This is a genomic window from Pseudomonas sp. IzPS59 (assembly GCF_014863505.1).
Classification (GTDB): domain Bacteria; phylum Pseudomonadota; class Gammaproteobacteria; order Pseudomonadales; family Pseudomonadaceae; genus Aquipseudomonas; species Aquipseudomonas kribbensis.
Genome location: NZ_CP062251.1, coordinates 5,612,059 through 5,636,285, shown reverse-complemented (window position 1 = coordinate 5,636,285; position 24,227 = coordinate 5,612,059). Strand labels below are relative to the sequence as shown.

General features: G+C 61.9%; 21 protein-coding genes. 7 read left to right on the top strand and 14 right to left on the bottom strand.

What is annotated here, in order from left to right; all coding sequences use genetic code 11:
- Positions 1-80 precede the first annotated feature (80 nt).
- Positions 81-1,286 (top strand): acyltransferase family protein, encoded by a 1,206-nt coding sequence (locus IF189_RS25295; protein WP_134828269.1) that lies wholly within the window; start codon positions 81-83, stop codon positions 1,284-1,286.
- Positions 1,287-1,351: 65 nt separating this feature from the next.
- Here IF189_RS25295 and IF189_RS25290 read toward each other — a convergent pair whose 3' ends face one another.
- The 7 genes from IF189_RS25290 to IF189_RS25260 all read right to left on the bottom strand — a co-directional run bounded on the left by IF189_RS25290 (position 1,352) and on the right by IF189_RS25260 (position 6,513).
- Positions 1,352-2,509: a glutathionylspermidine synthase family protein gene (locus IF189_RS25290; protein ID WP_134828268.1), complete on the bottom strand. Its 1,158-nt coding sequence runs from the start codon at positions 2,507-2,509 to the stop codon at positions 1,352-1,354.
- On the bottom strand, positions 2,509-3,195 hold the full coding sequence (locus tag IF189_RS25285) for a DUF1190 domain-containing protein (protein WP_134828267.1): 687 nt from the start codon (positions 3,193-3,195) through the stop codon (positions 2,509-2,511). The genes IF189_RS25290 and IF189_RS25285 overlap by 1 nt, the downstream gene beginning before the upstream one ends.
- A 17-nt stretch (positions 3,196-3,212) precedes the next feature.
- Entirely contained in the window at positions 3,213-3,638 is a 426-nt protein-coding gene (locus IF189_RS25280; RefSeq protein WP_085712345.1) for a DUF350 domain-containing protein, read from the bottom strand.
- A 13-nt stretch (positions 3,639-3,651) separates the two neighbouring features.
- Positions 3,652-4,296, bottom strand: coding sequence for a DUF2491 family protein (locus IF189_RS25275; protein WP_192552435.1), 645 nt, complete (start codon positions 4,294-4,296; stop codon positions 3,652-3,654).
- A gap of 124 nt (positions 4,297-4,420) precedes the next feature.
- Positions 4,421-5,119, bottom strand: a complete 699-nt coding sequence (locus IF189_RS25270; protein ID WP_192552434.1) for a PspA/IM30 family protein — start codon at positions 5,117-5,119, stop codon at positions 4,421-4,423.
- A 17-nt stretch (positions 5,120-5,136) separates the two neighbouring features.
- On the bottom strand, positions 5,137-5,805 hold the full coding sequence (locus tag IF189_RS25265) for a YjfI family protein (protein ID WP_134828264.1): 669 nt from the start codon (positions 5,803-5,805) through the stop codon (positions 5,137-5,139).
- Between the two features lie 153 nt (positions 5,806-5,958).
- Positions 5,959-6,513, bottom strand: a complete 555-nt coding sequence (locus IF189_RS25260) for a cysteine hydrolase family protein (protein WP_192552433.1) — start codon at positions 6,511-6,513, stop codon at positions 5,959-5,961.
- Between the two features lie 101 nt (positions 6,514-6,614).
- Here IF189_RS25260 and IF189_RS25255 point away from each other — a divergent pair, with 101 nt between their 5' ends.
- The 3 genes from IF189_RS25255 to IF189_RS25245 all read left to right on the top strand — a co-directional run bounded on the left by IF189_RS25255 (position 6,615) and on the right by IF189_RS25245 (position 9,646).
- Positions 6,615-7,610 (top strand): GlxA family transcriptional regulator, encoded by a 996-nt coding sequence (locus IF189_RS25255; protein ID WP_192552432.1) that lies wholly within the window; start codon positions 6,615-6,617, stop codon positions 7,608-7,610.
- 178 nt (positions 7,611-7,788) lie between these two features.
- Positions 7,789-8,898 (top strand): DUF3182 family protein, encoded by a 1,110-nt coding sequence (locus IF189_RS25250; RefSeq protein ID WP_192552431.1) that lies wholly within the window; start codon positions 7,789-7,791, stop codon positions 8,896-8,898.
- Positions 8,888-9,646, top strand: a complete 759-nt coding sequence (locus tag IF189_RS25245; protein WP_007955615.1) for an alpha/beta hydrolase family protein — start codon at positions 8,888-8,890, stop codon at positions 9,644-9,646. The genes IF189_RS25250 and IF189_RS25245 overlap by 11 nt, the downstream gene beginning before the upstream one ends.
- Here the strand turns inward: IF189_RS25245 and IF189_RS25240 are convergent, their stop codons facing one another.
- The 4 genes from IF189_RS25240 to IF189_RS25225 all read right to left on the bottom strand — a co-directional run bounded on the left by IF189_RS25240 (position 9,647) and on the right by IF189_RS25225 (position 14,093).
- Positions 9,647-10,636: a lysylphosphatidylglycerol synthase domain-containing protein gene (locus IF189_RS25240; protein ID WP_192552430.1), complete on the bottom strand. Its 990-nt coding sequence runs from the start codon at positions 10,634-10,636 to the stop codon at positions 9,647-9,649.
- Positions 10,633-11,919 (bottom strand): cardiolipin synthase ClsB, encoded by a 1,287-nt coding sequence (clsB, locus tag IF189_RS25235; RefSeq protein WP_192552429.1) that lies wholly within the window; start codon positions 11,917-11,919, stop codon positions 10,633-10,635. The genes IF189_RS25240 and clsB overlap by 4 nt, the downstream gene beginning before the upstream one ends.
- Positions 11,916-12,713 carry an endonuclease/exonuclease/phosphatase family protein gene (locus IF189_RS25230; protein WP_134828257.1) on the bottom strand — a complete coding sequence of 266 codons (798 nt, stop codon included), beginning with the start codon at positions 12,711-12,713 and terminating at the stop codon, positions 11,916-11,918. Before IF189_RS25230 ends, clsB begins: the two co-directional genes overlap by 4 nt.
- A 171-nt stretch (positions 12,714-12,884) precedes the next feature.
- Positions 12,885-14,093, bottom strand: coding sequence for an MFS transporter (locus tag IF189_RS25225; RefSeq protein ID WP_134828256.1), 1,209 nt, complete (start codon positions 14,091-14,093; stop codon positions 12,885-12,887).
- Positions 14,094-14,283: 190 nt separating this feature from the next.
- Here IF189_RS25225 and IF189_RS25220 point away from each other — a divergent pair, with 190 nt between their 5' ends.
- Positions 14,284-16,386 (top strand): mechanosensitive ion channel family protein, encoded by a 2,103-nt coding sequence (locus IF189_RS25220; protein WP_192552428.1) that lies wholly within the window; start codon positions 14,284-14,286, stop codon positions 16,384-16,386.
- Here the strand turns inward: IF189_RS25220 and IF189_RS25215 are convergent.
- The gene (locus IF189_RS25215; RefSeq protein WP_192552427.1) at positions 16,380-20,675 is read right to left on the bottom strand and encodes a DEAD/DEAH box helicase; all 4,296 of its coding nucleotides are present in this window, start codon (positions 20,673-20,675) and stop codon (positions 16,380-16,382) included. The two genes, IF189_RS25220 and IF189_RS25215, sit on opposite strands and share 7 nt — an antisense overlap.
- Positions 20,676-20,853: 178 nt before the next feature.
- Here IF189_RS25215 and IF189_RS25210 point away from each other — a divergent pair, with 178 nt between their 5' ends.
- Together IF189_RS25210 and IF189_RS25205 are read left to right on the top strand one after the other, a co-directional pair.
- A complete protein-coding gene (locus IF189_RS25210) occupies positions 20,854-21,738 on the top strand; it encodes a sugar nucleotide-binding protein (protein ID WP_085712332.1) in 885 nt (294 codons plus the stop codon).
- A complete protein-coding gene (locus tag IF189_RS25205) occupies positions 21,731-22,660 on the top strand; it encodes an NAD-dependent epimerase/dehydratase family protein (RefSeq protein ID WP_192552426.1) in 930 nt (309 codons plus the stop codon). The genes IF189_RS25210 and IF189_RS25205 overlap by 8 nt, the downstream gene beginning before the upstream one ends.
- A 190-nt stretch (positions 22,661-22,850) precedes the next feature.
- Here the strand turns inward: IF189_RS25205 and IF189_RS25200 are convergent, their stop codons facing one another.
- Positions 22,851-23,549 (bottom strand): OmpW/AlkL family protein, encoded by a 699-nt coding sequence (locus IF189_RS25200; protein WP_085712330.1) that lies wholly within the window; start codon positions 23,547-23,549, stop codon positions 22,851-22,853.
- A 158-nt stretch (positions 23,550-23,707) separates the two neighbouring features.
- Complete coding sequence (locus tag IF189_RS25195; RefSeq protein ID WP_085712361.1) at positions 23,708-24,226, bottom strand: DUF3299 domain-containing protein; 519 nt, start codon at positions 24,224-24,226, stop codon at positions 23,708-23,710.
- Between the last annotated feature and the right edge of the window lies 1 nt (position 24,227).

Below are 24,227 nucleotides of genomic sequence, written 5' to 3'. Positions count from 1 at the left end.
TTTCGAGCCCGTCCATTTTTTGCAAGAGCGGGCTCCCCGGCATTGGGCGTCAGTTCTCATCACAAGAACAAGAGAAACCGATGAGCAGTAGCAAGAACAAGGAAATCGAGTACCTGCGTGGTGTGGCCATCCTGATGACGGTGTTTACCCACAGCACGCAGCTACTGCCATTTCATGGCGCGTTCATGGAAAAGCTGTTCAACGTGTATTCCCCCTGGTCAGGGGTGGATCTGTTCTTCTGTATTTCGGGTTTTGTCGTCAGCAAGGCCTACCTCGATTACTTCGATCAGAACCGCGAGCAGAATCGCTTCGGTCTCGCCGCAACGTCATTCTGGATTCGACGGGCTTACCGCCTGCTGCCCACGGCCTGGCTGTGGGTGTTGATACCGTTGGCGTTCTCGATCTTCTTCAACCAGTCCAATGCGTTCCAGTCGTGGTTCGACAATGTGCGCAGCTTCACCGCCGTCGCGACATTCACCGGTAACCTGGCGAACCAGTACGGTGCGATCCTGGGTCCAAACTCGGTGTATTGGAGCCTGGCGCTGGAGGAGCAGTTCTACTTCATTTTTCCGCTGTTCCTGCTGTTGATTACTTCGACACGCTGGCGGGTGATCGCCTTGATTACGCTGATTGCCGTGCAGTTTCCGCTGGATCGCAATGCCTTTGGCGCAGCGCCGGCCAGCATGCTGTTTTCGTTCCGCCTTGACGCCATGATGTGGGGCATCTTGCTCTGCCTGTTCACGCGCACGTCCTTGTACAAGGAGATCGAGCCCGTGACGTTGGGTGGCAGCCTGTTCAAGCGGCTGGGTATCACGCTGTTCCTGCTGTACATGTTGGGCGCCATTGCCGGTCAACTCATCGCAACACCGATCGCGGTCGGGCTGTTGGCTATCAATGCATTGATCCTTGTCTGGCTCTCCAGTTACCAGAAGGGCTACATCTACTGCCCGGCCATCTTGAGCGGGCTCGGCCAATGGCTGGGTTCGCGTTCCTATGCCTTGTACGTCGTGCACGTATTTGCCTACCACTTGAGCACCGAGATCTGGACGCGTGTGGCCAGCGAGCGTGGCGTCGAGCTGGGCAGCGAGTTCACGGTTCAGCTGTTGCTGACGTCGTTCGCGATCATGGTGGTGTGCAGCGAGTTGAACTATCGTTTTGTCGAAACCCCATTGCGTCGTCGTGGTGCGGAAATCGCGCGGCGGAGAATGGCCGGGGTCATCACCGCCGAGCCAGTCAAGGAAAAGCCTGCGTCCGAGGTGCCGGCGCGCACGACCGAGCTGTCGTAACCGACGCCAGAAGCGAAAAAACCGTAGCGCGCAAACGCTACGGTTTTTTTATTGCCAGCCTTGAATCAGTCAAGAATCAGGTGCGGTAAAAAACGGCTCGAATCCTTGGTGATCAGACTGTTGTCCTCCCGCACGCCAATCCCTGCGGCCTGATCGCCAATCACCCAGGAACCAATCAGCGTGTAGCTGTCATCGAACCTTGGCAGCGGCGCAAACTCCTGCAGGATGAAAGGTGCATCCGTGTAGGGACCATCCTCTTTGACAATCAGACCGTCGGCTGTTTGCAGTTCGATGTTGGCACCTTCCCGGGAGAAGTACGGTTTGCGCACCCAGCCTTTCGGCACTGCGCTGGCCGGATTCGGATCGAGATGAGCGGCCAGCAGATTCGGATGGCCCTTGTGCAATTCCCAGAGCAGGGGCAGGGCGCCTTTATTGGAGAGAATGGCCTTCCATGCCGGTTCGAAAAACTGGGTATCGCAATCGGCAATGGCTGCGCCGAACGGTTCGTGGAAGATGAACTCCCAGGCGTGCAGCTTGAACAGATGCGGGATCCAGCGATCTTCGAGATCGACGAAACGTCCTTCGGTTGTCAGGCCGATGTCCTCGATATCGATGTGCCGTGATTCGATGCCGACCTTTTCCGCGATCAGTCGCAGGTAGTCCGTGGTGCCCTTGTCCTCGACCGAACCTTTCATCGAGGCGAAGTAGAATGGACGCTTGAGCTTCAGCGCGGCAAAGGCCTCATGCAGGCGGGTGTCGATGCTGTTGAACTGGTCGGCATGGCGCGGCAGCATCCCGCGCTCGATGCATTGCTCAAGCCAGCCCCACTGGAAGGCCGAGGCTTCATAAAGGCTGGTGGGCGTGTCGTAGTTGAGCTCCAGCAGTTTCGCCGGGCCGTTGCCGCTGTAGGAGAAGTCCATGCGTCCGTACAGATGCGGATGACCTTCCAGCCAGGACGTTCGGATCATGTCGTAGTACGACGCAGGGATGCTCAAGCGATCAAGCAGCTCCTCGCTGCGCACGACACGGTCCACCAGATCCATGCACATCTCGTGCAGTTCGGTGGTCGGATCCTCGAGATCATTTTCGATCTGCGCGAGCGTGAACTGGTAGTACGCGCGTTCGTCCCAGTAGGGCTCGTCGTCGATGGTGTGGAACAGAAAACCGAGGCTTTCGGCCGTCTGTTTCCAGTCGTGGCGCTCGGCGCAATGGATCTTCTTCATCAGCTGCTCGAACTGCCCCAGCCGCCCCAACCGCTGCGTGCGCTGGACTGGCTGCCGAAACCGCCACGGGAAGTAGAGGACGCCACGTTGACCGATTTGCTTCGGGAGCTGGTGTAGTCCGAATCATTGCGGCTGGTGCGTGTCGATTCGATCCGCCGGTTCAGCGTCGAAGTGTCGTACGTCTGGCGCGTATCGCGGTCGCGATACACCGTCCGCGAGTTGTTGCTCATGGCATTGCCGATCAGCCATCCGGTCAGCCAGCCGTTGCTCGACCCGCCACCGCTGGAGACGTGGGTCGTGTTCTGGGTGGTCTGCACTGGCTCGGCATTGCCTTCTGGCATCTGCGCATTGGCAATCGCATCGAGGTTCTGTGCCGGCTCGGTATTTTGCGGCACCTTGAAACCACCGAGTTTCGGCACAAAGCGGCCGTCGGAATTTTTCTGACACCAGCCGGCGGCAAAGTCCGCGTCGCACTTGGTTTTGTCGTCATAGGCCGGGGCGATGCGCCGGTGTTCGGCCAGGGCCGCGACGTAGGCATTCGAGCAGGCATCGGCTGCCACTTCGGCGTCGACACACTGTTCCACGCTCTGGAAGGTGCGCTGTTGTTCCTGCGCGGCCGCTTCACCGGAAATCGCCAGGGCCACCGAAGCGGCGAGGGACAGTTGAACGTACTTGCTTCGTTTCATCTCGGGCTTCCTGCCGATCAGTAGGACGGGGTCATGCACGCGGCGTTGAGCATGCCGACGCTGATCGCCACCGCTGCCACGTAGATGCCGGCGGCAACTTCACCGTTGGCGATGCGCTGGGACGTGCCTTTGAGCACCAGTCCCGTGGCCAGGAATGCCAGCAGTTGCACCGCAGCGGCGATCACGGCCCAGAGGACGAAATCGAGGACGTTGATCGAGTGGGCGATGATGTTGCTCGCCGGGATCGCGAAACCGATGATCGCGCCCGACAGGGCGATGGCAGCAGCGTTGTTACCGCCGCGAATCAGTTCGAATTCCTTGTGCGGCGTGATGCGTGTGTAGACGAACTGAAACAGCATGAACAGCAGCACGGCGCCGATCAGATAGGCGGCGAAACCGACCAGCGCGGCCTTGTTCAGGGAAACGGACAGCACTTCCAGCATGGGGAACTTCCTTTTAAATGGTGCTCAGATCGGTGGTGTACAACGAGATGCCCAGCGATGTGCTGAGGCTGACGGTGCCTTCTTCGTCCTGTTCGACGGAGAACAGCAGCAGTTCGCGGCGGTCGGTCAGGCCGGTTTCCCGGGCATACAGCATCGAATGGTGTTCGATGGTGTAGGACTCGTCGGGATTGACCACTTGCTCGGTAAGCGGGACCAGTTCGGTCTGGCCGCGTTCGGTGCCCCATTCACGGGTGAAGGACACGCCGTCATGGGTGTAGGCCGGCAGGCCGATCAGGCTGTTAGGGCCCGCCAGACGCTGCAGTTCGGCGTCACTGTTGACCGTGACATAGTTGAGGTAATTGAACAGCGTCACCGATTCGATCTGATCGTCGCCGGTTACGTGGACCTGCAGCCAGAAATCTTCGTTGTCCAGGTAATAGCGATGCAGCTTGTTCGATTGGCCGAGGTCGATCCAGCCGGCGCTCCAGATGGCCTGGGCATCGGGGACCCGTACCGAGGTGCTGCCGTCGAGCAACAGGGCGAGGGTCGTATCGAATCGGATCGCCTTGCCCTGCGCCAGGCCCAACGGGCCGCTGGCCGCCTCGCGTGCAGGTGCAGGGGCCGAACCGGTGCCGAGCAAATTCTTTAACCATCCCATGGGTACATTCCTTGAAGCGGGTGGAGGTGTTCGTTGGCAAAACGCCGCTAGTGTACCGGCGTCGTGACAAACGAGCAGGCAAAAAAGAAGGGCACCCGGTGCCCTTCTTTTCTTCTGGCTGCCCTTACTGGGCCGACTTCTGCTTCAGTCGCTCGAGGATCGCGTTGGCGCTGCCCTCGTTCGGCGTGATGCCGGCGTCGCGCAGTTTGCGTTCCAGATCGTTGCCGGTCGTGGCATCGGCCAGTTCGTCCTGAGCGTTCAGCTCGGCGGCGCGCTGCTTTTGCTTTTCTTGCAGACGGTTCAGGGTGCCGACTGCAGTTTCCAGCTTGCCATTGGCACCGCCGCTGGCGATGGAGGCGCTGACCTGGGCTTTCTGCACGCTTTCACGGGCCTTGGCCATGTCCACTTGCTGACGCAGGCTTTTGATCCGCGCTTCGGCCTTGTTGATGTCCTTGCGCATGTTGTCGGCGTAGGTGCCGAACTCGTCGCTCTGTGCCTTCTCGGTGGTCAGGTCGTTGGTCAGGGTCGAAATCGCTTCGGCCACTTCCATCGCCAGATCTTCACGGCCGGCGTTCAGGGCGGAGACTGCCTTGGCTTCCAGGTCCTTGATCTTGGCGTCGTACTCGCTCACGCGGTCGGCGGACAGTTTGTGCTTGGCCATGATGGTGACCAGTTCGCGACGGGCGTTGGACAGGGCGCTGTCGGCGTCACGGATTTCCTGATCGAGGATGCGCAGGGCCTGTTGGTCGACGATCGCTTCGCCGACTTCATTGGCGCCGCCGCGCAGCGCGGTGAACAACTTGCTCCAGATGGACTGAGTCATTGGATTTTCCCTGTTGATTACTTGAAGAAGTGTTCGAAGGCTTCGCTGGCGCGCTGCACGTTATCGACCAGGGTTTTCACCTCGGTGACCACGTTGGTCAGGCTCGAATCCGCACTCAGCGCGCCGAACATGTTGTAGACGGTCTGGCCGTTCGGCATGGTCTCGATGCCGATCGACGACAGCGGGAACATTTCCCGGCTGCGCAGTACCGCGTCGTTGAAGGTGCGCACGTCGGTGATCGAATCGATGTCCACCAGCACGGTATCGACGATGATCTGCTGACCCGCGATGGCGATGTGAATCGGCAGGCCGCCGAATTCGTTCATTTCCAGCTTGAGGCTGGGTTCGGCGCTCTGGATCAGGGACAGCGTGATTTCGTGCGAAGCCACCTCGTCCAGTGCCTTGAAAGCGTTGTAGAGGCTATCGATGTTCCAGTTGTTGCCTGCGCTCATGTAATTCTCCGACATGAAAGAGCCAGCCAGGATCGGTTGGCGTAGCTGTTGCTCCATTTGCTTGAGCAAGCTTCGGTTTTCGGGAAGCACCCAAGTTTCGTGTTTCACATAACCGGCGGCAGCCAGGCCCGCGCGCATCTGCTTCATATAGAAGCTCGACGGTTTTTTCGCGGACGTTGTCGAGCGCACTCCCTTCGGGCTCTCCGATTTTGTTGCAGGGGAGCTGCTTTTCATGGCGATGACTCCGTTATGAACATCTCACGCGTGAGCCACACTACAACCAATTCAAAGTGCCATCAATGGCTCACGCGTGAGATTTTTTCAGCGCACGAAAAAAGGCCCGCAACAGGGCGGGCCGGGTTTCATTCGGAGACTGGCGACAGGCGCTCAACGATTGTTCGAGAGAAACTCCTGCGCGGAAACCACACTGGCGTAGGCAAACCCCAACGAAGACATGAAAGCCGCATGCACCTGGGCCGCCGGCACGACCAAACCATTGAATTCCAGGTCGCGGGTGGCGCAGGCATCGTGGATCACCGTGACGGTGTAGCCCAGATCCGCCGCAGCCCGGACCACGCCGTCGATGCACATGTGGCTCATGCTGCCGACCACCACCAGTGCCTTGATGTCTTGCTCATCGAGGATCGACTGCAATTCGGTTTCGCGGAACGCGTTGACGAAATGCTTGAGCACCACCGGTTCATCGGCGCGGTTGATTACCTTGGGGTGCAGCTTTGCGCCCTCGGAGCCGGGGGTGAAAAACGGCGCATCCGCCGAGGTGAATTCGTGACGGATATGGATCACCGGATCACCCGCTTCACGGAACGCGGCGATCAGTCGGGCGGCGTTGTCGGCGGCGGCGTCGACGCCAGCCAGCGGCCACTTGCCTTGGGGGAAGTAGTCGTTCTGGATATCGACTACGATGAGCGCTTGCCTGGCCATGGGTGTTTCCTCGAAGTGTTTGTTGGGAGTGGATTCAGTATCGGCACCCGCTACGTTTTCGAGGATTGGCCGCACCGACAATAGACAGGGGAAAACTGACAATGGGCGTTGAGAGGGCCGTTGCCGAGCTGGGCGTGCTGATTTATCCCGGCGCGCAACTGGCGGCGGTGCATGGCTTGACCGACCTGTTCGGCGTGGCCGACCGGATCGCCGTCGAGCATCAGGCCGCGCAATTGCCGCGACTGCGAGTGAGTCACTGGCAGGTCGAGAGCGAGCAGGCACCGGTCAGGGTTTACGACAGTCATCCCGCTGCAGAGACGGGTTTGCTGGCGGTGCTGATTCCGCCGTCGATCGCCGGATTCAGTGCAGAGCAGGCAACACCGGGATTGCTGCAATGGCTGCGCGACCAACATGCTCGCGGTGCGACGCTGGGCGGCGTCTGCGTGGGCTCGTGGCTGCTGGCCGAAAGCGGCCTGCTCAACGGTCGCAGCGCCACCACTCACTGGACCTCGGCCAAGGCCTTTGCCGAGCGTTATCCGCAGATCAGGCTCAAGGCCGACACGCCGATTGTCGATGACGGCGACCTGATCACCACGGCCGGGTTGATGGCCTGGTCGGAGCTGGGGCTGCGGCTGGTCGATCGCCTGCTCGGACCGAGCATCGCCAGCGCCACCGCGCGGTTCCTGGTGATGGAACACAGCGACAGCGCCAGTGCCTGCGGCAGCAATTTCGCGCCGATCCTCAACCATGGCGACGCGTCGATTCTCAAGGTTCAGCACTGGCTGCAAAGCACCGGAGCGACTGACGTTTCGCTGGCTGCGATGGCTGAGCGTTCGGGTCTGGAAGAGCGCACGTTCCTGCGTCGATTCCGGGCGGCTACCGGTCTGAAACCCACCGAATACTGTCAGCACCTGCGGGTCGGCAAGGCTCGGGAAATGCTCGAGTTCACCAACGGCACCATCGATCACATTGCGTGGACGGTGGGGTATCAGGATCCGGGAGCCTTTCGCGCCATCTTCAAGAAAATCACCGGGCTGGCGCCGAGTGACTATCGCAATCGGTTCGGCGTGACCTCACCGGCGGCGCTGGCTAGATAACACCGCGCGGTCGTGCAAAATGCCGCGGCCGTGGCGGCCATCGTGCAGATTGAAACGGGCGCAACGCCAGTACGAAAAGGCTAATCGACTGATCCGCAAAGGTTTTGGCGTTGCCGTCGTTTGGCCTGATCTCTGCACTCTCTGACCTACATTCACCGAGCCGCTGGAAGGGGGACGCATGACCCCGACACCTCGCAACAGAATAGTGGTCGCCCATTCCGTACGCCCCGACGCGCCGCAACACGAAGTGCAGACCAACAAGGCGCTGGCCCGCTGGCTGGCGCAGATTCTCGGACTGAAATTCGGCGGCAGCTACGACGCGCAAAAGCACCACGGTCGCAACCTGTATCTGCTGCCGACCCAAACCATCGTCGGCGCTGCCAAGGCCCATGAACTGGGCATCAAGGGCCCCGAGGGTCTGTGGGGCGGTTTCGTCGAGCACGATTTCATCTGCACCAAAGCCATCAGCCATGGCTTGCGCAGCCATCAGGCCCATGCACCAGAAGGCTGGTCACCGCTGTTTTCCGAACGCACGCGTAATGTCGTGCTGGACGGGCTCAGTGTGTTTGCCCTGGAAGATGCGCGACCTGCCGCCGAACATCTGTTGTACAACGGCCCGATCCGTCTCAAACCGATTCATGCGTGCGCCGGTCGCGGACAGGAAGTGATCAAGAGCCTCGATGCCTTCGACGAAATCCTCACGCGTCCCGATATTGCCAGACAGTTCAGCCAAGGCGTGGTGCTCGAACAGGACCTGAGCCAGGTGATCACCCATAGCGTCGGCCAGTCGTTCATCGGTGACCGGGTGCTCAGTTACTGCGGTGATCAATACTTGACCGAAGATGCCCACGGCGAAGAAGTCTATGGCGGTTCGAACCTGCTGGTGGTGCAGGGCAGCTACGAGGAACTGCTGAAACTGGATCTGCCGGACGATGTGCGATTGGCCATCGAACAGGCGCAGGTGTTCGACCGCGCGGCGGATGAAGCCTACCCACGGTTCTACGCTTCGCGACGCAACTACGACATCGCTCAAGGTCTGGACAGCGAAGGCCAGAAGCGCAGCGGCGTGCTCGAACAATCCTGGCGCATGGGCGGCGCGAGCAGCGCGGAAGTGGCGGCGTTGCAGAGTTTCGTCAACGACCCTTCGATGCGCGCAATCCGTGTGTCGTCGGTGGAAACCTACATCGACCGGGCTCTGCCGGCGGACGCCATCGAGGTCTATCGCGGCCCGGCAGAGAACAGCGACTTTCTCCTCAAATACGTAACGGTCCAATCCTATGACGGCTAGAAGCGAAAGCATTCAGATCGACATTGATGACGAGCAGATGAGCGGGACCTTCCTCAGTCCCAAATCGAAAGTCCCCGGCGTGTTGTTCGTGCACGGTTGGGGCGGCAGTCAGGAGCGGGACCTGGAACGGGCCAAGGGCATTGCCGGCCTGGGCTGTGTGTGCCTGACGTTTGACCTGCGCGGGCATACCGGCGGCACCGGCATTCCGCTGAGCCGGGTGACCCGTGAAGACAACCTGCGCGACCTGCTCGCAGCCTACGACCGATTGCTCGCCCACCCGGCGCTGGACACTTCGGCCATCGCGGTGGTCGGCACCAGCTACGGCGGTTATCTGGCTTCGATCCTCACCTCATTGCGCCCGGTGCGCTGGCTGGCGCTGCGGGTGCCGGCGCTGTATCGCGACGAACAATGGCACACGCCCAAGCGCGATCTGGACAAGGCTGACCTGCGCGATTATCGCGGCACCCTGGTGCGGGCCGACAGCAACCGGGCGTTGCATGCCTGCTCGCAATTCACCGGTGACGTGCTGCTGGTGCAATCGGAAACCGACGATTACGTGCCTCACGCGACGATCATGAGTTACCGCGCCGCGTGCCAACAGACTCACTCGCTGACCCATCGCATCATCGACGGTGCCGACCATGCCCTGAGCGATCCAACCTCGCAGCAGGCCTACACCTCGATCCTCGTCGACTGGATCACCGAGATGGTGGTGGGCGAACGGTTGAGCATCATTCAGTCGCGCTGATCAGGGCTTGGGCTTTTTCTCGATCCGCAGCGCCTTGGCTTTGGCTTCCACCACCAGGTACATCACTACGGTGATCAACAGCGGCAGCAGAAAATAGATCGCCCGATAGGCCAGCAAACCCGCCACCAGACTGCCGCGCGATGCCTCGTGTTGTAGCAGGGCGACGAACACCGCTTCCAGCACGCCGAGCCCGGCGGGAATGTGAGTGATGACTCCGGCAATCGCGCTGATCAGCAGCACGCCGAGCACCAGCGGATAGTCGAGCTTGCCCGGCAGCAAGGTGAAAATCACCGCTGCCATCAACGACCAGTTCAGCGCGCCGAGCAGCAGTTGCAGGACCGCCATGCGCAGCGACGGCAGATTGATTTCCACCCCGCGAATCGACCACTCGCGCCGTCGGGAAAACCGGCAGGCGACCAGGTAACCGAGGCTGATCAACAGCAGTAACACGCCAATTCCCTGCAACGCTTCGCTGCTGACTTTCCAGCCCGGCGGCATGCTGACCAGCCCACTGCTGAACACGGCGCCGGCGATGGTCATGTAGCCGAACCAGTTGGTGGCCAGGCTCAGGCCGAGGATCTTGGCGATGTTGCTTTTGCTCACTCCGAGCCGCGAATACAGCCGATAGCGCATGGCAATCCCGCCGACCCAGGCGCTCAGATTGAGGTTGAACGCGTAGCTGATGATGCCCACCGGCAGGATCTGTTTCCACGTCAGGTCCTGACGGATGTAAGTGCGGCCGATCAGGTCGAAACTGGCGTACACCAGAAAGCTCAACAGCGTCAGGCTGGAAGCGATGATCAGCGTGCGCACCTTGAAGTCGGCGAGGGTTTGCAGCACCTCGGCCCATTCGATGCGGCTGGCGAACATCGTCAGCAGGACGATCAGCGCGAGGAAAAACAGCAACGTCAGCGGGCGCTTCCAGCGGCTCCAGCGAGACGTTGCGGCTGGCGGCGAATGCGTCGCGGACTGAGCATCGGAACGACTCATGACGGATCGCTCCCGCTCTTGCCAATGAAGGGTTTCAAGCGAGGTTTATGCGCGGGCAGCCAACCGGCCATCGCTGGAAAGTGGCGCAGGAAGTGAAACACCAGAAAGCCCACGGTCATGTGCCAGATCCGCCCCCGTGGTGCCTTGCCGGGATCCATGGCTTTGCAGTGGTTCTGACTGAGGTCTTCGAGGCGTCGGAACAGTTCCTGATTGAAGGCCCGGTCACGGATCAGCACATTGGCTTCCAGGTTCAGCGACAGGCTCAGCGGGTCGAGATTGCTCGACCCGACGGTGCTCCATTCCTCATCCACCAAAGCGACTTTGCCGTGCAGCGGCCGCTGGCAATATTCGTGAATCTGCACCCCGGCCTTGAGCAGGTAGTCGTAGGTCATGCGCGCCGCGAGTTTGGCCACCAGCATGTCCGGCTGGCCTTGCAGGATCAGCCGCACATCGACGCCGCGCCGGGCCGCGTTGCGCATCTCGCGCAGCAAGCGATAACCGGGAAAGAAATAGGCATTGGCGATCACCACCCGGCGTTTCGCCCGGCGCAGGACCTGCAAATAAACGTCTTCGATATCGGTGTGATGCCGGTCGTTATCGCGAAACACCAGACGCACCTGACCGTCGTGCTCGGTGAACGCCATCTCCGCCCGACGCTGGCGCCGGCGCTGCCACCAGAAGCGCGCCCGTCCGGGGCGACCGCTTTGCAGCAGGGCAAAGTGATGGATGTCGGCCACCGCCGGGCCCTGGACTTCCACGGCGTAATCCTGCTTCGCCTCGGGGCCGAAATCCGCCAGGTGATCGCCGGAAAAGTTGATCCCGCCGATGAACGCAATCAGCCCGTCGACCACCACGATTTTGCGGTGCAGGCGGCGGAACCAGTTGGTGCGAAAGCCCAGGCGTTTCGGTGCCGGGTCGAAGATTTGCAGATGCACACCAGCCTCGCTCAACGCGGTGAGATATCCGGTGCTCAGTTCTCCGCAACCGAAGCCGTCGAGGCTGACAGTGGTGCGCACGCCGCGTCGGGCAGCGTCGATCAGGATCTGCTGCAACTCGTTGCCGACCTTGTCTTCGAAAACGATGAAGGTCTCCAGCAGGATTTCACTCTTCGCCGCGCGCATGGCCTCGAAGACTCGCGGGAAGTATTCCTCGCCGTTTTCCAGCAGTTCGACTCGGTTGCTGCCCTGCCAGCCATAGTCGACATCGACGTGGCCGGGCTCGCGGATCGGCGGGGTGATGGTGATCGGTTCCACGGCGGACTTTTCCAGCGGCGCGCTGCTCATAGTTCGATCTCCACGGACAACGGCACGTGATCGGAAAGGTGTGACCAGGGCCGGTTGGCGAGGACCTTCGGCTGGCTGGCCTTGAGGTTGCGCACGTAGATCCGGTCCAGCCGCAACGCCGGCCATCGCGCCGGAAAACTGCGCGCCGGTTTGCCCTGATGTTCGGCAAACACTTCACGCAGACCGCAAGGTTCCAGTAGCGCATCGGCGCGCTGGCGCCAGTCGTTGAAGTCGCCGGCGACGATGACCGGTGCATCGTCCGGCAGGTTGGCGAGGCGTTTGCCCAGTAGCCTCAGCTGTGCGTTGCGATGACTTTCGCGCAGGCCCAGGTGCACGCAGATCGCGTGCAGTTCGCGATCGTCTCCCGGCAGGCGCAGGACACAGTGCAGCAGGCCACGGTTTTCATGGCCGCTGATGGACACGTCGAGGTTGTCGTGGCGCACGATCTGGAATTTCGACAGCAGCGCGTTGCCGTGATCGCCCTCCGGGTACACCGCGTTGCGCCCATAGGCGAACTGCGGCCACAGGCTGTCGGCGAGGAACTCGTACTGCGGCATGGTCGGCCAGTTGTTGTAGCGCTTGGGATGGTGTTCGTGGGTGCCGTGCACTTCCTGCAGAAACACCACGTCAGCTGACACACTGCGCACCGCTTCGCGCAGTTCGGGGAGGATGAAGCGGCGGTTCAGCGCGGTGAACCCCTTGTGGGTGTTGACCGTCAGCACCGTGAAGCGGCGCACCGTCGTGATGACGGTGGCCTGTTCGTCGGTGACGCCGACCGGCTCGGGAATGCTCATGACGGCATGCCTGCCGAGGTGTGGCGCTTGTTGCGTCCAGGTGGGCCATCGATGTGAATCGCTGTCATGCCGTTCTCCCGTCGAAAGTCCTCGTACCGCCTCTGTCTGTTGGTGACTGCGGGCGGTTCGAGAAAGTTTCGACGGGACTACGGACGGTCGATGTTCGCCGGATCAGTGGCCGGCGACGATGCGGGAGCCTTCAGCAGGTTCGGCATACACCGGGCCTAGTCGGTCGAGGCGGCCGCTCAACGCTGTCAGGGCCAATGCCACCAGCACCACCAGCCCGCCGATCCACGCGGTATGGATCAGGCCGATATGCTCGACAATCAGCCCGCCACCCCAGGCACCGCCGGCAATCCCGAGGTTGAACGCAGCAATGTTCAGCCCCGACGCCACATCCACCGCTTGCGGCGTGTGATGTTCAGCCTGACGCACCACGTACACCTGCAGGCCCGGCACGTTGCCGAAGGCGACGGCGCCCCAGACCAGTACGGTGGCCAGTGCCAGCCACGGGTTGCCGGCGGTGAAGGTGAGCACGAACAGCACGGTGGCGAGCAGGGCGAAGATGATTTTCAGGGCGCTGATCGGCCCGCGCTTGTCTGCCAGTTTGCCGCCCCAGATATTGCCGACGGCGACCGACACGCCGTACACCAGCAGCACCAGGCTGACCGTGCTGGCACTGAAACCCGAGATGTCCTGAAGAATCGGCGCGAGGTAAGTGAAGGCGATGAACGAGCCGCCGTAACCGATGGCAGTCATCGCGTAGACCAGCAGCAGGCGCGGTTGCTTGAGTACTTGCAGTTGTTGCAGCAGCGAAGCCGGTTTGCTGTGGGCGATGTTTTTCGGCACGTACAGCAAGCTGCCGATGAACGCGATGACACCCAGCGCCGACACCGCGAGGAAGGTTTCACGCCAGCCGAAATGCTGGCCGATGAAGGTGCCCAGCGGTACGCCCGTAACCAGCGCCACGGTCAGGCCGGTGAACATGATCGCAATCGCACTGGCGGCTTTTTCCTTGGGCACCAGGCTGGTGGCGATGGTCGAGCCGATGGAGAAAAACACGCCGTGGGCCAGACCGGTGACGATCCGTGCCAGCACCAGCGATTCATAACTCGGCGCCAGCCAGGCCAGCAGGTTGCCGAGGGTAAACAGCACCATCAGCGACAGCAGCAACAGTTTGCGCGGGACTTTGCCGGTGAGGGCGGTCAGCACCGGCGCACCGATGGCCACGCCAAGAGCGTAGAGACTGACCAGCAGCCCGGCGGACGGCAGACTGACGCCGAGATCGGCGCCGATGGTGGGAAGCAGGCCAACGATGACGAACTCGGTCGTCCCGATGGCGAATGCGCTGAGGGTCAGCGCGAGCAAGGCAATGGGCATGACGGCACTCCGGTAAGGGGATTGAATGGAGCGCAGTGTCGGGGTTGGGCGGGGGTGGAAAAATACAGGGATGGGCATTTGATATTTGACCTGGGAGCAAAGATCAAAAGCCACTGTCAACGCGCTCTTGAACTTTGCCGAGCAAAAAACGCTCAGTTCCTTACAGGTTCAACCAAGGGAGCTCTGCGTTTTGACCAGGTTCAGGATCGCAATTCTATTGGGGGCGCTGCTGTTTTCCGGCGGCCAAATGCTGCAGGCCGCCACATTGCCGGGCGTCCCGGCAGCCACCGCAAAAGCCGCCGAACCCGAGCCGTTGGTGCAGGGCGGACTGCTCGGCGCCATCAGTTCCAGCATCGACGACGTGCAGGACAAACTCGACCTCAACGAGCATCTGGTCGATGCCTGGCGTCTGCGCGCCGACCGGGCGGCGGATGAAGTGGACAGGCTGGTCAACCAGCCGTCGGATCGCTCGGGGTGGAGCGTGGCCGGGGATTTCATGATGTTGTCCGGCGTGTGGCTCGGCACCTTCGCCGTGCTGACGGTGCTGGGCAGCGTACTGGCCAAGCGGATGCGCGAGGGCCGCTGGCTGCGTACCCGCCAGCGCAGTCAGGATCTGATCGGTTATTTGCTGCCCTACACATTGCCCGCATTGATCTGTCTGCCGTTGACCCTGTACGTCAGCCACTTTCTGCCGGCCTCGGTCGGCCGGGCGCTGGCGCTGTGTTTTGCCTACGCCACCAGCAGCGGCATTTTTTCCACCTCGATGCTGTTGTGCGTAGTGGTGATGTTCAATACCGGCCACAAGCGACGAGCGGTGCAGATCATCCGCGACTACTGCCCGAAACCGCTGTTCCTGATCGGTTTTCTCGCCGCATTGAGTGATGCGCTGACCAGCCCGCAGATCGCCCGGCAACTGGGTGGCAACATCACCAGCAGCGTCGCGGTGTTCACCGGTCTGCTGGCGTCGATCATTTTCGGTTTGCTGGTGATTCGCTTGCGCCGGCCGGTGGCGCACCTGATCCGCAATCGCTCGCTGGCCCAACGTCTGAAACAGCCGTCATTGCAGGAGTCGCTGCGGATCTTTTCCGGGCTCTGGTATTGGCCGATCGTTTTGATGGTGCTGGTCTCGGCGGTCAATCTGATCGGCATCGGCGAGGATAATCAAAAGGCTCTGCGCTGTGCGCTGTTCACCACGGTGCTGTTGATCGGCACGGTGTTTCTTAGCACGGTGCTGCAGCACCTGTTCAAATCACGCCGGGCCGAGGCGATCCAGCGCAGCAGCGCCTACAAGGAGCGTTTTCTCAGCCTGTTGCATGCGTTGCTGCGGATCGTCATCGCGATTGCGTTCATCGATATCCTCGGGCGGATCTGGGGTGTTTCGCTGATCGATTTTGCCCAAAGCAGCACGGTCGGCCGGGCGATCAGCAATGCCTTGAGCAGCATCGGCCTGATCTTCCTCGTGACGTGGCTGCTGTGGGTGGTGCTCGACACGGCAATTCAGGAAGCGCTGAAGCCGCCGGTCAGCAAGCGCTCGGCGCGCCAGCCCAGCACCCGGGTGAAAACTATCCTGCCGCTGCTGCGCAACGCGATCAAAATCATCCTGGTGGTGATCTGCGCAATCACCACCATGGCCAATCTCGGGATCAACGTCGCGCCGCTGCTGGCGGGTGCCGGGGTGGTCGGTCTGGCCATCGGTTTCGGTTCGCAGCAACTGGTGCAGGACGTGATCACCGGGCTGTTCATCATCATTGAAGACACGCTATCGATCGGCGACTGGGTGGTGCTCGATTCCGGGCATGCCGGCACGGTCGAAGGCCTGACCATTCGCACCCTGCGCCTGCGCGACGGCAAGGGCTTCGTGCACTCGGTGCCGTTCGGTCAGATCAAGGCTGTGACCAATCAATCGCGGCAGTTTGCGTTCGCGTTTTTCTCGGTGCAGTTCACCTACGACACCGATGTCGAAAAAGCCATCGAGTTGATTCGCGAGACCGGAGATTCGATCCGCGAAGACCCGTTCCTCAAGTACAACCTGCAAGGGCCGCTGGATGTGTTCGGCGTGGACAAAATGGACCTGAACGGCGTGGTGCTGACCGCGCAGTTCCGCACGGTGTCGGGCGGGCAATATGCGGTGAGCCGCGCGTTCAACCAGCGTTTGAAAAAGCTTGTGGATAACAGTCCGTGGGTGCATTTCGCGCAGACTTATCCACAGCAGGTTTTGTTGCCGAAGCGACAAGACGATGAGGTGGTGGCGCATTCGTCGGTGGTGTTGACGGAACAGGCGCGGACTCAGTGACGGGTCAGCTTGTTGCGAATGTCGCTCATGGCGGTGGGGTCCAGTTCCACCCAGAATTGCTGCTTGCCGGCGATCTCCGCAGCGACCGGCAAGCCGTCGCGATACACCAGCCGATTGCTCGCCAGCGCCGGTACTTTTGCGCCCGGCAGCAAGGTGCCGGCGAGGTTCAGCGGATCGACCCCGCACACGGCGATCAGGCTGCCGTCATGAGGGCGGCGGCGCACTTCGCGCAGCAGTGGTATCGCCTCGGGCAAGGCGAATTGTTCACCGGCCAGACCGCTGACAAACCGCCCGCCACGAATCTCGCCCCGAGCCTCCAACCGGTGAAAGGTGCGCAGGAGTTCGCGCCAGCTTGGTAGCCAGTCGGCTTCGCGTTCCAGCAGGCGCCAGAACACCACGCCGTAACGGCGCAACAAGGTCATGGCGATGTGTTCCAGGGTTTCGGGCGACGCTGTCTGGCTGTTTTCCACAACCGGCCCACGACGCAACAGCGCCCAGCGCCCGGCATCGTCCATACCTCCGACAAACGCCCCGCGCCCGCGCCGACTGCTGCGTTGCTGGCGCTTGCTCGCCGGGGTGATCAGCGCCCGCAGGCCGGCAAAGCTGTCGGCATTCACCAGACCGGCGCCGACCAGTTCCTGCAAGGCGATTTCCAGTTCGGTGCGCAGCAGATGCGCTTCATGAATCAGCTCATCGAAGAACAGCGCACCGTGCTGGCTGAGGGCCTCGAAGACTTTCTGCGTCTTGGGCGACAGTTCGCTGATCGGCGTCTGTTCGGCCAGCGAACTCCACAACCCGACCTGACTGCGCGGCAGCAACACGACCGGCGTACTGCGCAAAGCTGTGCCGCTGGTTTTCTGCCGGGCGCTGAGGCGTGTCCACACCAGTTTTCCGCTGCGGCACAGATCATCCAGCCAGCTCGATGAGTAGTCCTTGAGCCGCGCCGGGAGGATGTCGCTGTCCCACGCCGAGGCGGCAGCCGGATAACCTTCGAACTGGCCGACAATTTTAGGCAACACGGCGCTGCCCTGACCCCGGGTGGACGGGGACAGATGCTGCCAGTCGAACAGAAAACGCATGAAATCCTGCAATGCCACCGGTTCGATTTCCCGGCGCAGGCGCTTGACCGTGTAGCGATGAATACGCGCCAGCAGATGCCGCTCGCACCATTCTTCAATCGTCAGCCCCGGGGTGAACCGACCGCGCAGCACGTAGCCTTCACGCTCCAGTCGGGCGAGTGCTTGATGGACCTGTGCGGCTGGCAATGACAGCGGCCGGGCGATGGCCTCCAGCGGCAGCGGGCCGAATGCACTCAGCCGTGCGCGGATGACTTCCACCAAGGCATCGTCGGCGGTCCAGATTTCATCGAAACCCGGCAGCGCTGACAGTGCCGAATGCGCCTGTGGATAAAGCGCTTGCAGACAGGTCAGGCGTTCCCGCGCCAGCCACAGCGAATGCTCGGGATCGATCTGCAATCGGCAGGCTCGATCAGTGTCGGCCAACGCATTCAGCCAATCGCGCCAATGCAGGTTGGCATCGACTTCGCGGTCGCTGATGCAGGCCAGGCTCATCAGCGCTTCGTGCATTTCATCGGCGCCGTTCGGCGTCGGCCACGCCTCTTCGCGCACGGCGTTGATCGCATCGGCGTCCAGCGCGCCGAGGTCATCGGTGGATTGCGGATCGCTCCAGCGGCGGTTGAGCACAGCCTGGGTGCGACGCTCTTCCAGCGGCGCGTCGTCGAGAAAGGTGTAGGGGCGGGCGCTGAGGATTTCCGCCGCCAGCGGCGAAGGGGCCGGAAGGTCACGGGCGATCAGCCGCACTTCGCCGTGCTCCATGCGCCGCAGCAATTGCAGCCAGCCCTTGCTGTCCATCGCTTCATGCAGGCAATCGTCGAGGGTCTGCTCCACCAACGGATGCTCGGGAATTTCCCGTTCACCGGCGAGGTTTTCCAGGCAGGCGATCTGATCCGGAAACACGCTGGCGATCAGGTCTTCGCTTTTCATCCGCTGCAATTGCGGCGCGACTTTGCGCCCGCCGGTGTAGCGCGGCAGGGCCAGCGCCACCCCGGCATTCCAGCGCCAGCGCACACCGAACAATGGCGCATCCAGCACGGCCTGAATCAGGATGTGCTCGGCGCTGTTGCTGTGCAGATAACGCCAGACCTCGTCGAGTTCGAAACTGTGGCTGGTGGACAGCGACAGCACGATTGCATCTTCGCTGGCAGCGGCCTGCAATTCGAAGTTGAAGGTGCGGCAGAAGCGCTTGCGCAGGGCCAGTCCCCAGGCGCGATTGATACGGCTGCCAAACGGCGAATGGATGATCAGTTGGGTGCCGCCGGACTCGTCGAAAAACCGCTCCATCAGCAGCGTGTCCTGGGACGGTAGAGCGCCGAGGGCGAGGCGGGCGCGGGCCAGATAATCCACAAGCTGTTCGGCGCTGGCCAGGTCCAGTCCGAGGGTTGCGGTCAGCCAGTCGAGGGCCGGTTGCAGGTTGCCAGGGCTGGCGCTCAGCAATTCGTCGAGCTGTGCTTGCAGGCGGGCCACGGCCATCGACAATTCGGCGCTGCGACCGGGCGCTTCACCGAGCCAGAACGGAATGGTCGGTGGCTGGCCCTGGGCATCTTCGACCCGCACCTTGCCGGTTTCCACCCGCAGGATTCGATAGGAGGTATTGCCGAGCTGGAACACATCGCCGGCAATGCTTTCCACGGCGAAGTCTTCGTTGACGCTGCCGATGTTCAGGCTTTGGGGTTCCAGCAGTACGCTGTAGTCGGCGTTGTCCGGGATGGTGCCGCCGCTGGTCACGGCCGTCAGTCGCGCGCCGCGCCGCCCACGCAGGGTTCGACTCACCGCGTCTCGGTGCAGGTAGGCACTGCGGATGCCCTGGCGACCGTTGTAGCCCTCGGCGAGCATCGTCAGCAACGCCTGATAATGTTTTTCGTCGAGGCGGGCGTAGGGCTCGGCCCGGCGGAACATTGCGAGTAAGGCGTCTTCGGCCCACTCCTGGCAACTGACCTCGGCGATGATCTGCTGCGCCAGTACGTCCAGCGGAGCTTCGGGGATGTGCAGCGTATCGAGTTCGCCCCGGCGCACGCAGTCGAGCAGGGCCGCACACTCGATCAGGTCGTCGCGCGTCGTTGCGAACAGGCGCCCCTTTGGCGTGCCGCCGACCTGGTGTCCGGAACGGCCGACCCGTTGCAGGAACCCGGCAATCGAACGCGGCGAGGCAATCTGGCACACGAGGTCGACTTCACCGATGTCGATCCCCAGTTCCAGCGACGCGGTGGCGATCAGCACTTGCAGCTCGCCGCGCTTGAGTCGTTGTTCCGCATCAAGGCGAAACTCCTTGGCGAGGCTGCCATGGTGCGCGGCTACGGCGTGTTTGCCGAGGCGTTCGCTCAGATGCCGGCTCAGGCGTTCGGCCAGGCGCCGGGTGTTGACGAAAATCAGCGTGGTGCGGTGTTCTCGGGCCAGTGTGGCGAGACGATCGTAGACCAGTTCCCAGACGTCATTGGCCATGACCGCCGACAACGGCACCGGCGGCACTTCGATGCCCAGATCCCGTGGGCGGGCATGGCCGATGTCGATGATTTCGCACGGACGATCATGGCCCACCAGAAAGCGTGCGACGGCATCGATCGGTTTTTGCGTGGCCGACAGACCGATGCGGGTCAGCGGCTCGGCGCACAACGCCTGCAGGCGTTCGAGGCTCAAGGCCAGGTGGCTGCCACGTTTGCCGGCAGCGATGGCGTGGATTTCATCGACGATCACGGTGCGCGTGGTGCCTAGCATCTTGCGTCCGGATTCCGAGCCAAGCAGCACGTAGAGCGATTCCGGAGTGGTCACCAGAATGTGCGGCGCGCTCTTGCGCATGGCGGCGCGGTCTTTTTGCGGGGTGTCACCGGTGCGCACGGCGGTGGTGATTTCCAGCGGCGGCAGATCCATTTGGCGCAACTGCTCGGTGATTCCCGCCAGCGGATTCTGCAGGTTGATGCGGATGTCGTTGGACAGCGCCTTGAGTGGCGAAACGTAGACCACCAGCGTTTTGTCCGGCAGGCCGTCCGGGGTTTCCAGGCCACGGTGGACCAGATCGTCGAGCACCGCGAGGAATGCGGTGAGGGTCTTGCCGGAGCCGGTGGGCGCGGCGATCAGCGTCGAGCGGTGCTGGCGGATCAACGGCCATGCGCGGGCCTGGGCGGCGGTGACCGTCGCGAATGTGCGGCTGAACCAGGCGCTGACGGCGGGGTGAAAGCCTGCCAGGGCCACGTCCTTGGGGATGGGCAGATTCATGTCTGCAGTTATGCGGGCGGGCGGGCGAAGTTGCAAGTACCGCCGGGGATCTACACTTTACGGGTGACGGTTGCGCACTAAACCCGCAAAATGCAACGATTCCGGCAATTATCGACGACGGTGCCCCGAGCATCGTCGCTAAAGCCATCGTTCCAATCAGACTGGGCCTGCTGACTCTATGCGAATGCGCCTTATGTTACTGGGCGGCGGAAATGCCCTTGGGCAGGCGCTGATTCGCCTCGGTGCGGAGGAAGACATCGGTTTCCTCGCCCCCCGCCCGCCCGAAGACGGCTGGGATGCCGCGAGCCTGACTCAACTGCTCGACGACACCCGTCCCGATGCATTGATCAACCTTGCCTACTATTTCGACTGGTTCCAGGCCGAGACCGTCAGCGAAAGCCGTCTGTCGGGCCAGGAACGCGCCATCGAGCGTCTGGCCGAATTGTGCCAGCACCACAACATCGTGCTGGTGCAACCTTCCAGCTACCGGGTATTCGACGGCTCCCGCGCCACCGCCTACAGCGAAAAGGACGAGCCGGTGCCGTTGGGCCTGCGCGGTCAGGCGCTGTGGCGGATCGAGCAGAGCGTGCGGGCCACTTGCCCGCAGCACGTGCTGCTGCGTTTCGGCTGGCTGCTGGACGACAGCCCGGAAGGCACCCTCGGGCGTTTCCTCGCTCGCGCTGAAAAGCCGGACGAATTGCTGCTGGCCGACGACCGACGCGGCAATCCTACGCCGGTCGACGATGCGGCCCGGGTGATCATCTCGGTGCTCAAGCAACTCGATTGCGCCGCGCCGCTGTGGGGCACTTACCACTACGCCGGCCACGAGGCGACCACACCGCTGGCGCTGGGGCAGGCGATTCTCACCGAGGCCCGCAGCCTGCATCCGCTGGCGATCGAAGAACCGACCGCCCAGGCCCACGCCGCGCGTGAGGACGCTGCTGAAGAACCGCAACACGCGGTGCTGGCCTGCAAGAAAATTCTGCACACTTTCGGGATCAAGCCGCGCGCCTGGCGTGCCGCGCTCCCGGGCTTACTGGATAGGTTTTATCGTCATGGCTGAAGGCCCTGTTTTAATCACTGGCGGCGCCGGTTTCATCGGTTCGCACCTGACGGACGCGTTGCTCGCCAACGGCCATTTGGTACGGATCCTCGATGACCTGTCGACCGGCAAACGCAGCAACCTGCCGCTGGACAATCCCAATGTCGAGCTGATCGTCGGCGACGTTGCCGATGCCGCGCTGGTCGCCCGGGCGATGCAAGGTTGCAGCGCCGTTGCGCACCTGGCCGCCGTGGCTTCGGTGCAAGCGTCGGTGGATGATCCGGTGAAGACTCACCAGAGCAACTTCATCGGCACGCTCAACGTCTGCGAAGCCATGCGCGAGGCCGGCGTGAAGCGTGTGCTGTTCGCTTCCAGCGCAGCGGTCTACGGCAACAATGGCGAGGGCGAGTCGATCAACGAAGACACGCCGAAAGCGCCGCTGACACCGTACGCCTCGGACAAACTGGCGGGCGAACACTACTTCGATTTCTACCGTCGCCAGCACGGTCTGGAACCGGCGATCTTCCGTTTCTTCAACATATTCGGTCCGCGCCAGGATCCGTCCTCGCCATACTCCGGCGTGATCAGCATCTTCAGCGAACGCGCGCAGAAAGGCCTGCCGATCACAGTGTTTGGCGATGGCGAGCAGACCCGGGATTTCATGTACGTCGAAGACCTGGTCGACGTGCTGGTGCAGGCCTTGGAAAAACCTGAAGTGCAAGTCGGTGCGGTGAATGTCGGCTGGAATCAGGCGACCAACCTCAAGCAGATGCTGGCCGCGCTGGAAGCGGTGGTCGGTGAGCTGCCGCCGGTCAGCTACGGCCCGGCACGCTCCGGTGACATCCGCCATTCGCGGGCGAACAACGGCCGATTGCTCGAGCGCTTCAAGTGCCCGACACCAACGCCGATGAGCGTCGGCCTGGCCCGCCTGCTCGGTCGCTGAGCTTCTCGCGGACATGAAAAAGGCGCCTTTTGACAGGCGCCTTTTTCACGGCCGGAATTCGGGTTTCAAACCTGTTTCCTGTAGCGAGGGAGCTTGCTCCCCGGTCGATTGCGTAACATCGCCGTCAGTTCTGAGTCTGCCCGCCACCAAGCCTCATTCACCACCACGTGAACGTTCTTTGATTGCTCGCTTAGAACTTGTAGCCCAGACCGACCATGTACACAAATGGATCGACGTCGACATTCACTTTTGCGCGAGTGCCCGGAGCCACGGCGTTGTTCTCGACGGTGGCGCGGGTGTCGATGTCGATGTAGCGCACCTGGGCGTTGAGCATGATGTTGTCGGTCAGCATGTAGTCGGCGCCGACCTGCCAGGCCAGGCCCCAGGAGTTTTTCGCCTTGAAGTTGCTGAAGCCGTTGGACTGGGCTTCGCTGCCGACGTGCTCGTCGTAGATCCAGGTGTAGTTGATGCCGCCGCCGATGTACGGCTGGAAGGCCGACTTCGCGTCAAGCGGGTAGTAGACGACGCTCAGGGTCGGCGGCAGGTGTTTCAGGGTGCCGAGCTTGCCGTTGGCGGCTGGCAGGGCAGTGCCCTTGATCTTCACGTCATGCTCGAACGGCGATGCGGCCAACAGCTCGATACCGATGTTGTTGGTCAGCATGTAGGCGAAGTTCAGACCCAGTTGGGTGTCGCTGCTCATGGTCGCCTTACCGCCCAGGTTGGTGCCGCTCAGCGGACCCTGATCGACCTTGACGCTGGAGCTGTCGGCCTTCGGGTTGACGGTGATCGCACCGGCACGAACGATGATGTCGCCGGCTTCGTGGGCGTGGGCGAGCGGGGCTGCGAGCGCGAGGGCAAACAGCGAAGCGCTGAGCAAGGACTTGTTCATGGAAGCTCCCAAAGGACGTTAAAAATGTTTGATGTCCTATGGTACGAATCCGTCTGATACGGTCTTTTGACTCAGCTCAATGAAACAGTGATGGGCGGTTTTTTTGTGGAACCTTTGCTCGCGAAGCCGATTTGGCGGGCTATAACTGATTGCCGGATTTACTCCGGCAGTTCATAGACGTAAATCTTGTCCGCATCCATCTGATAGCCGGCATCCGCCAGCTCGCTGGTAGACGGTTTGACCTGCAACGGCCCTTCGACCCAGTACGGCTGATACAGCTCGTCGAGCTTCACGCCGACTTCGCTTTTCACATGCACGATCTGATTCGACGGCGGTGGCGGCACGTGGATGCAGGCGCCGAAGTACGGCACCAGCAGGAAGTCCGTTGTGCGTCCTTCCTCACTGACTTCCAGTGGCACGATATAGCCTGGCAGGCGAATGTTCTGGCCGTCGAGGCTCTGCACCACTGGCGCGTTGGGCATGTCCTGTTTCGCCGCTGGCGCCGATTCGGCGGACAGCGCATCGCTCATCTTCGACAGGTCATGCAGCGGTGTCATGTTCGGCACTTCGGGCGCCGCGTCCGGCGGGATCATCTCCGACCAGGTCAGGTCTTTCGGTGCCGCCGCCCAGACGGGCAGGGCGACCAGCATCAGCAGCGCAAGGACAGCGCGGGGCATG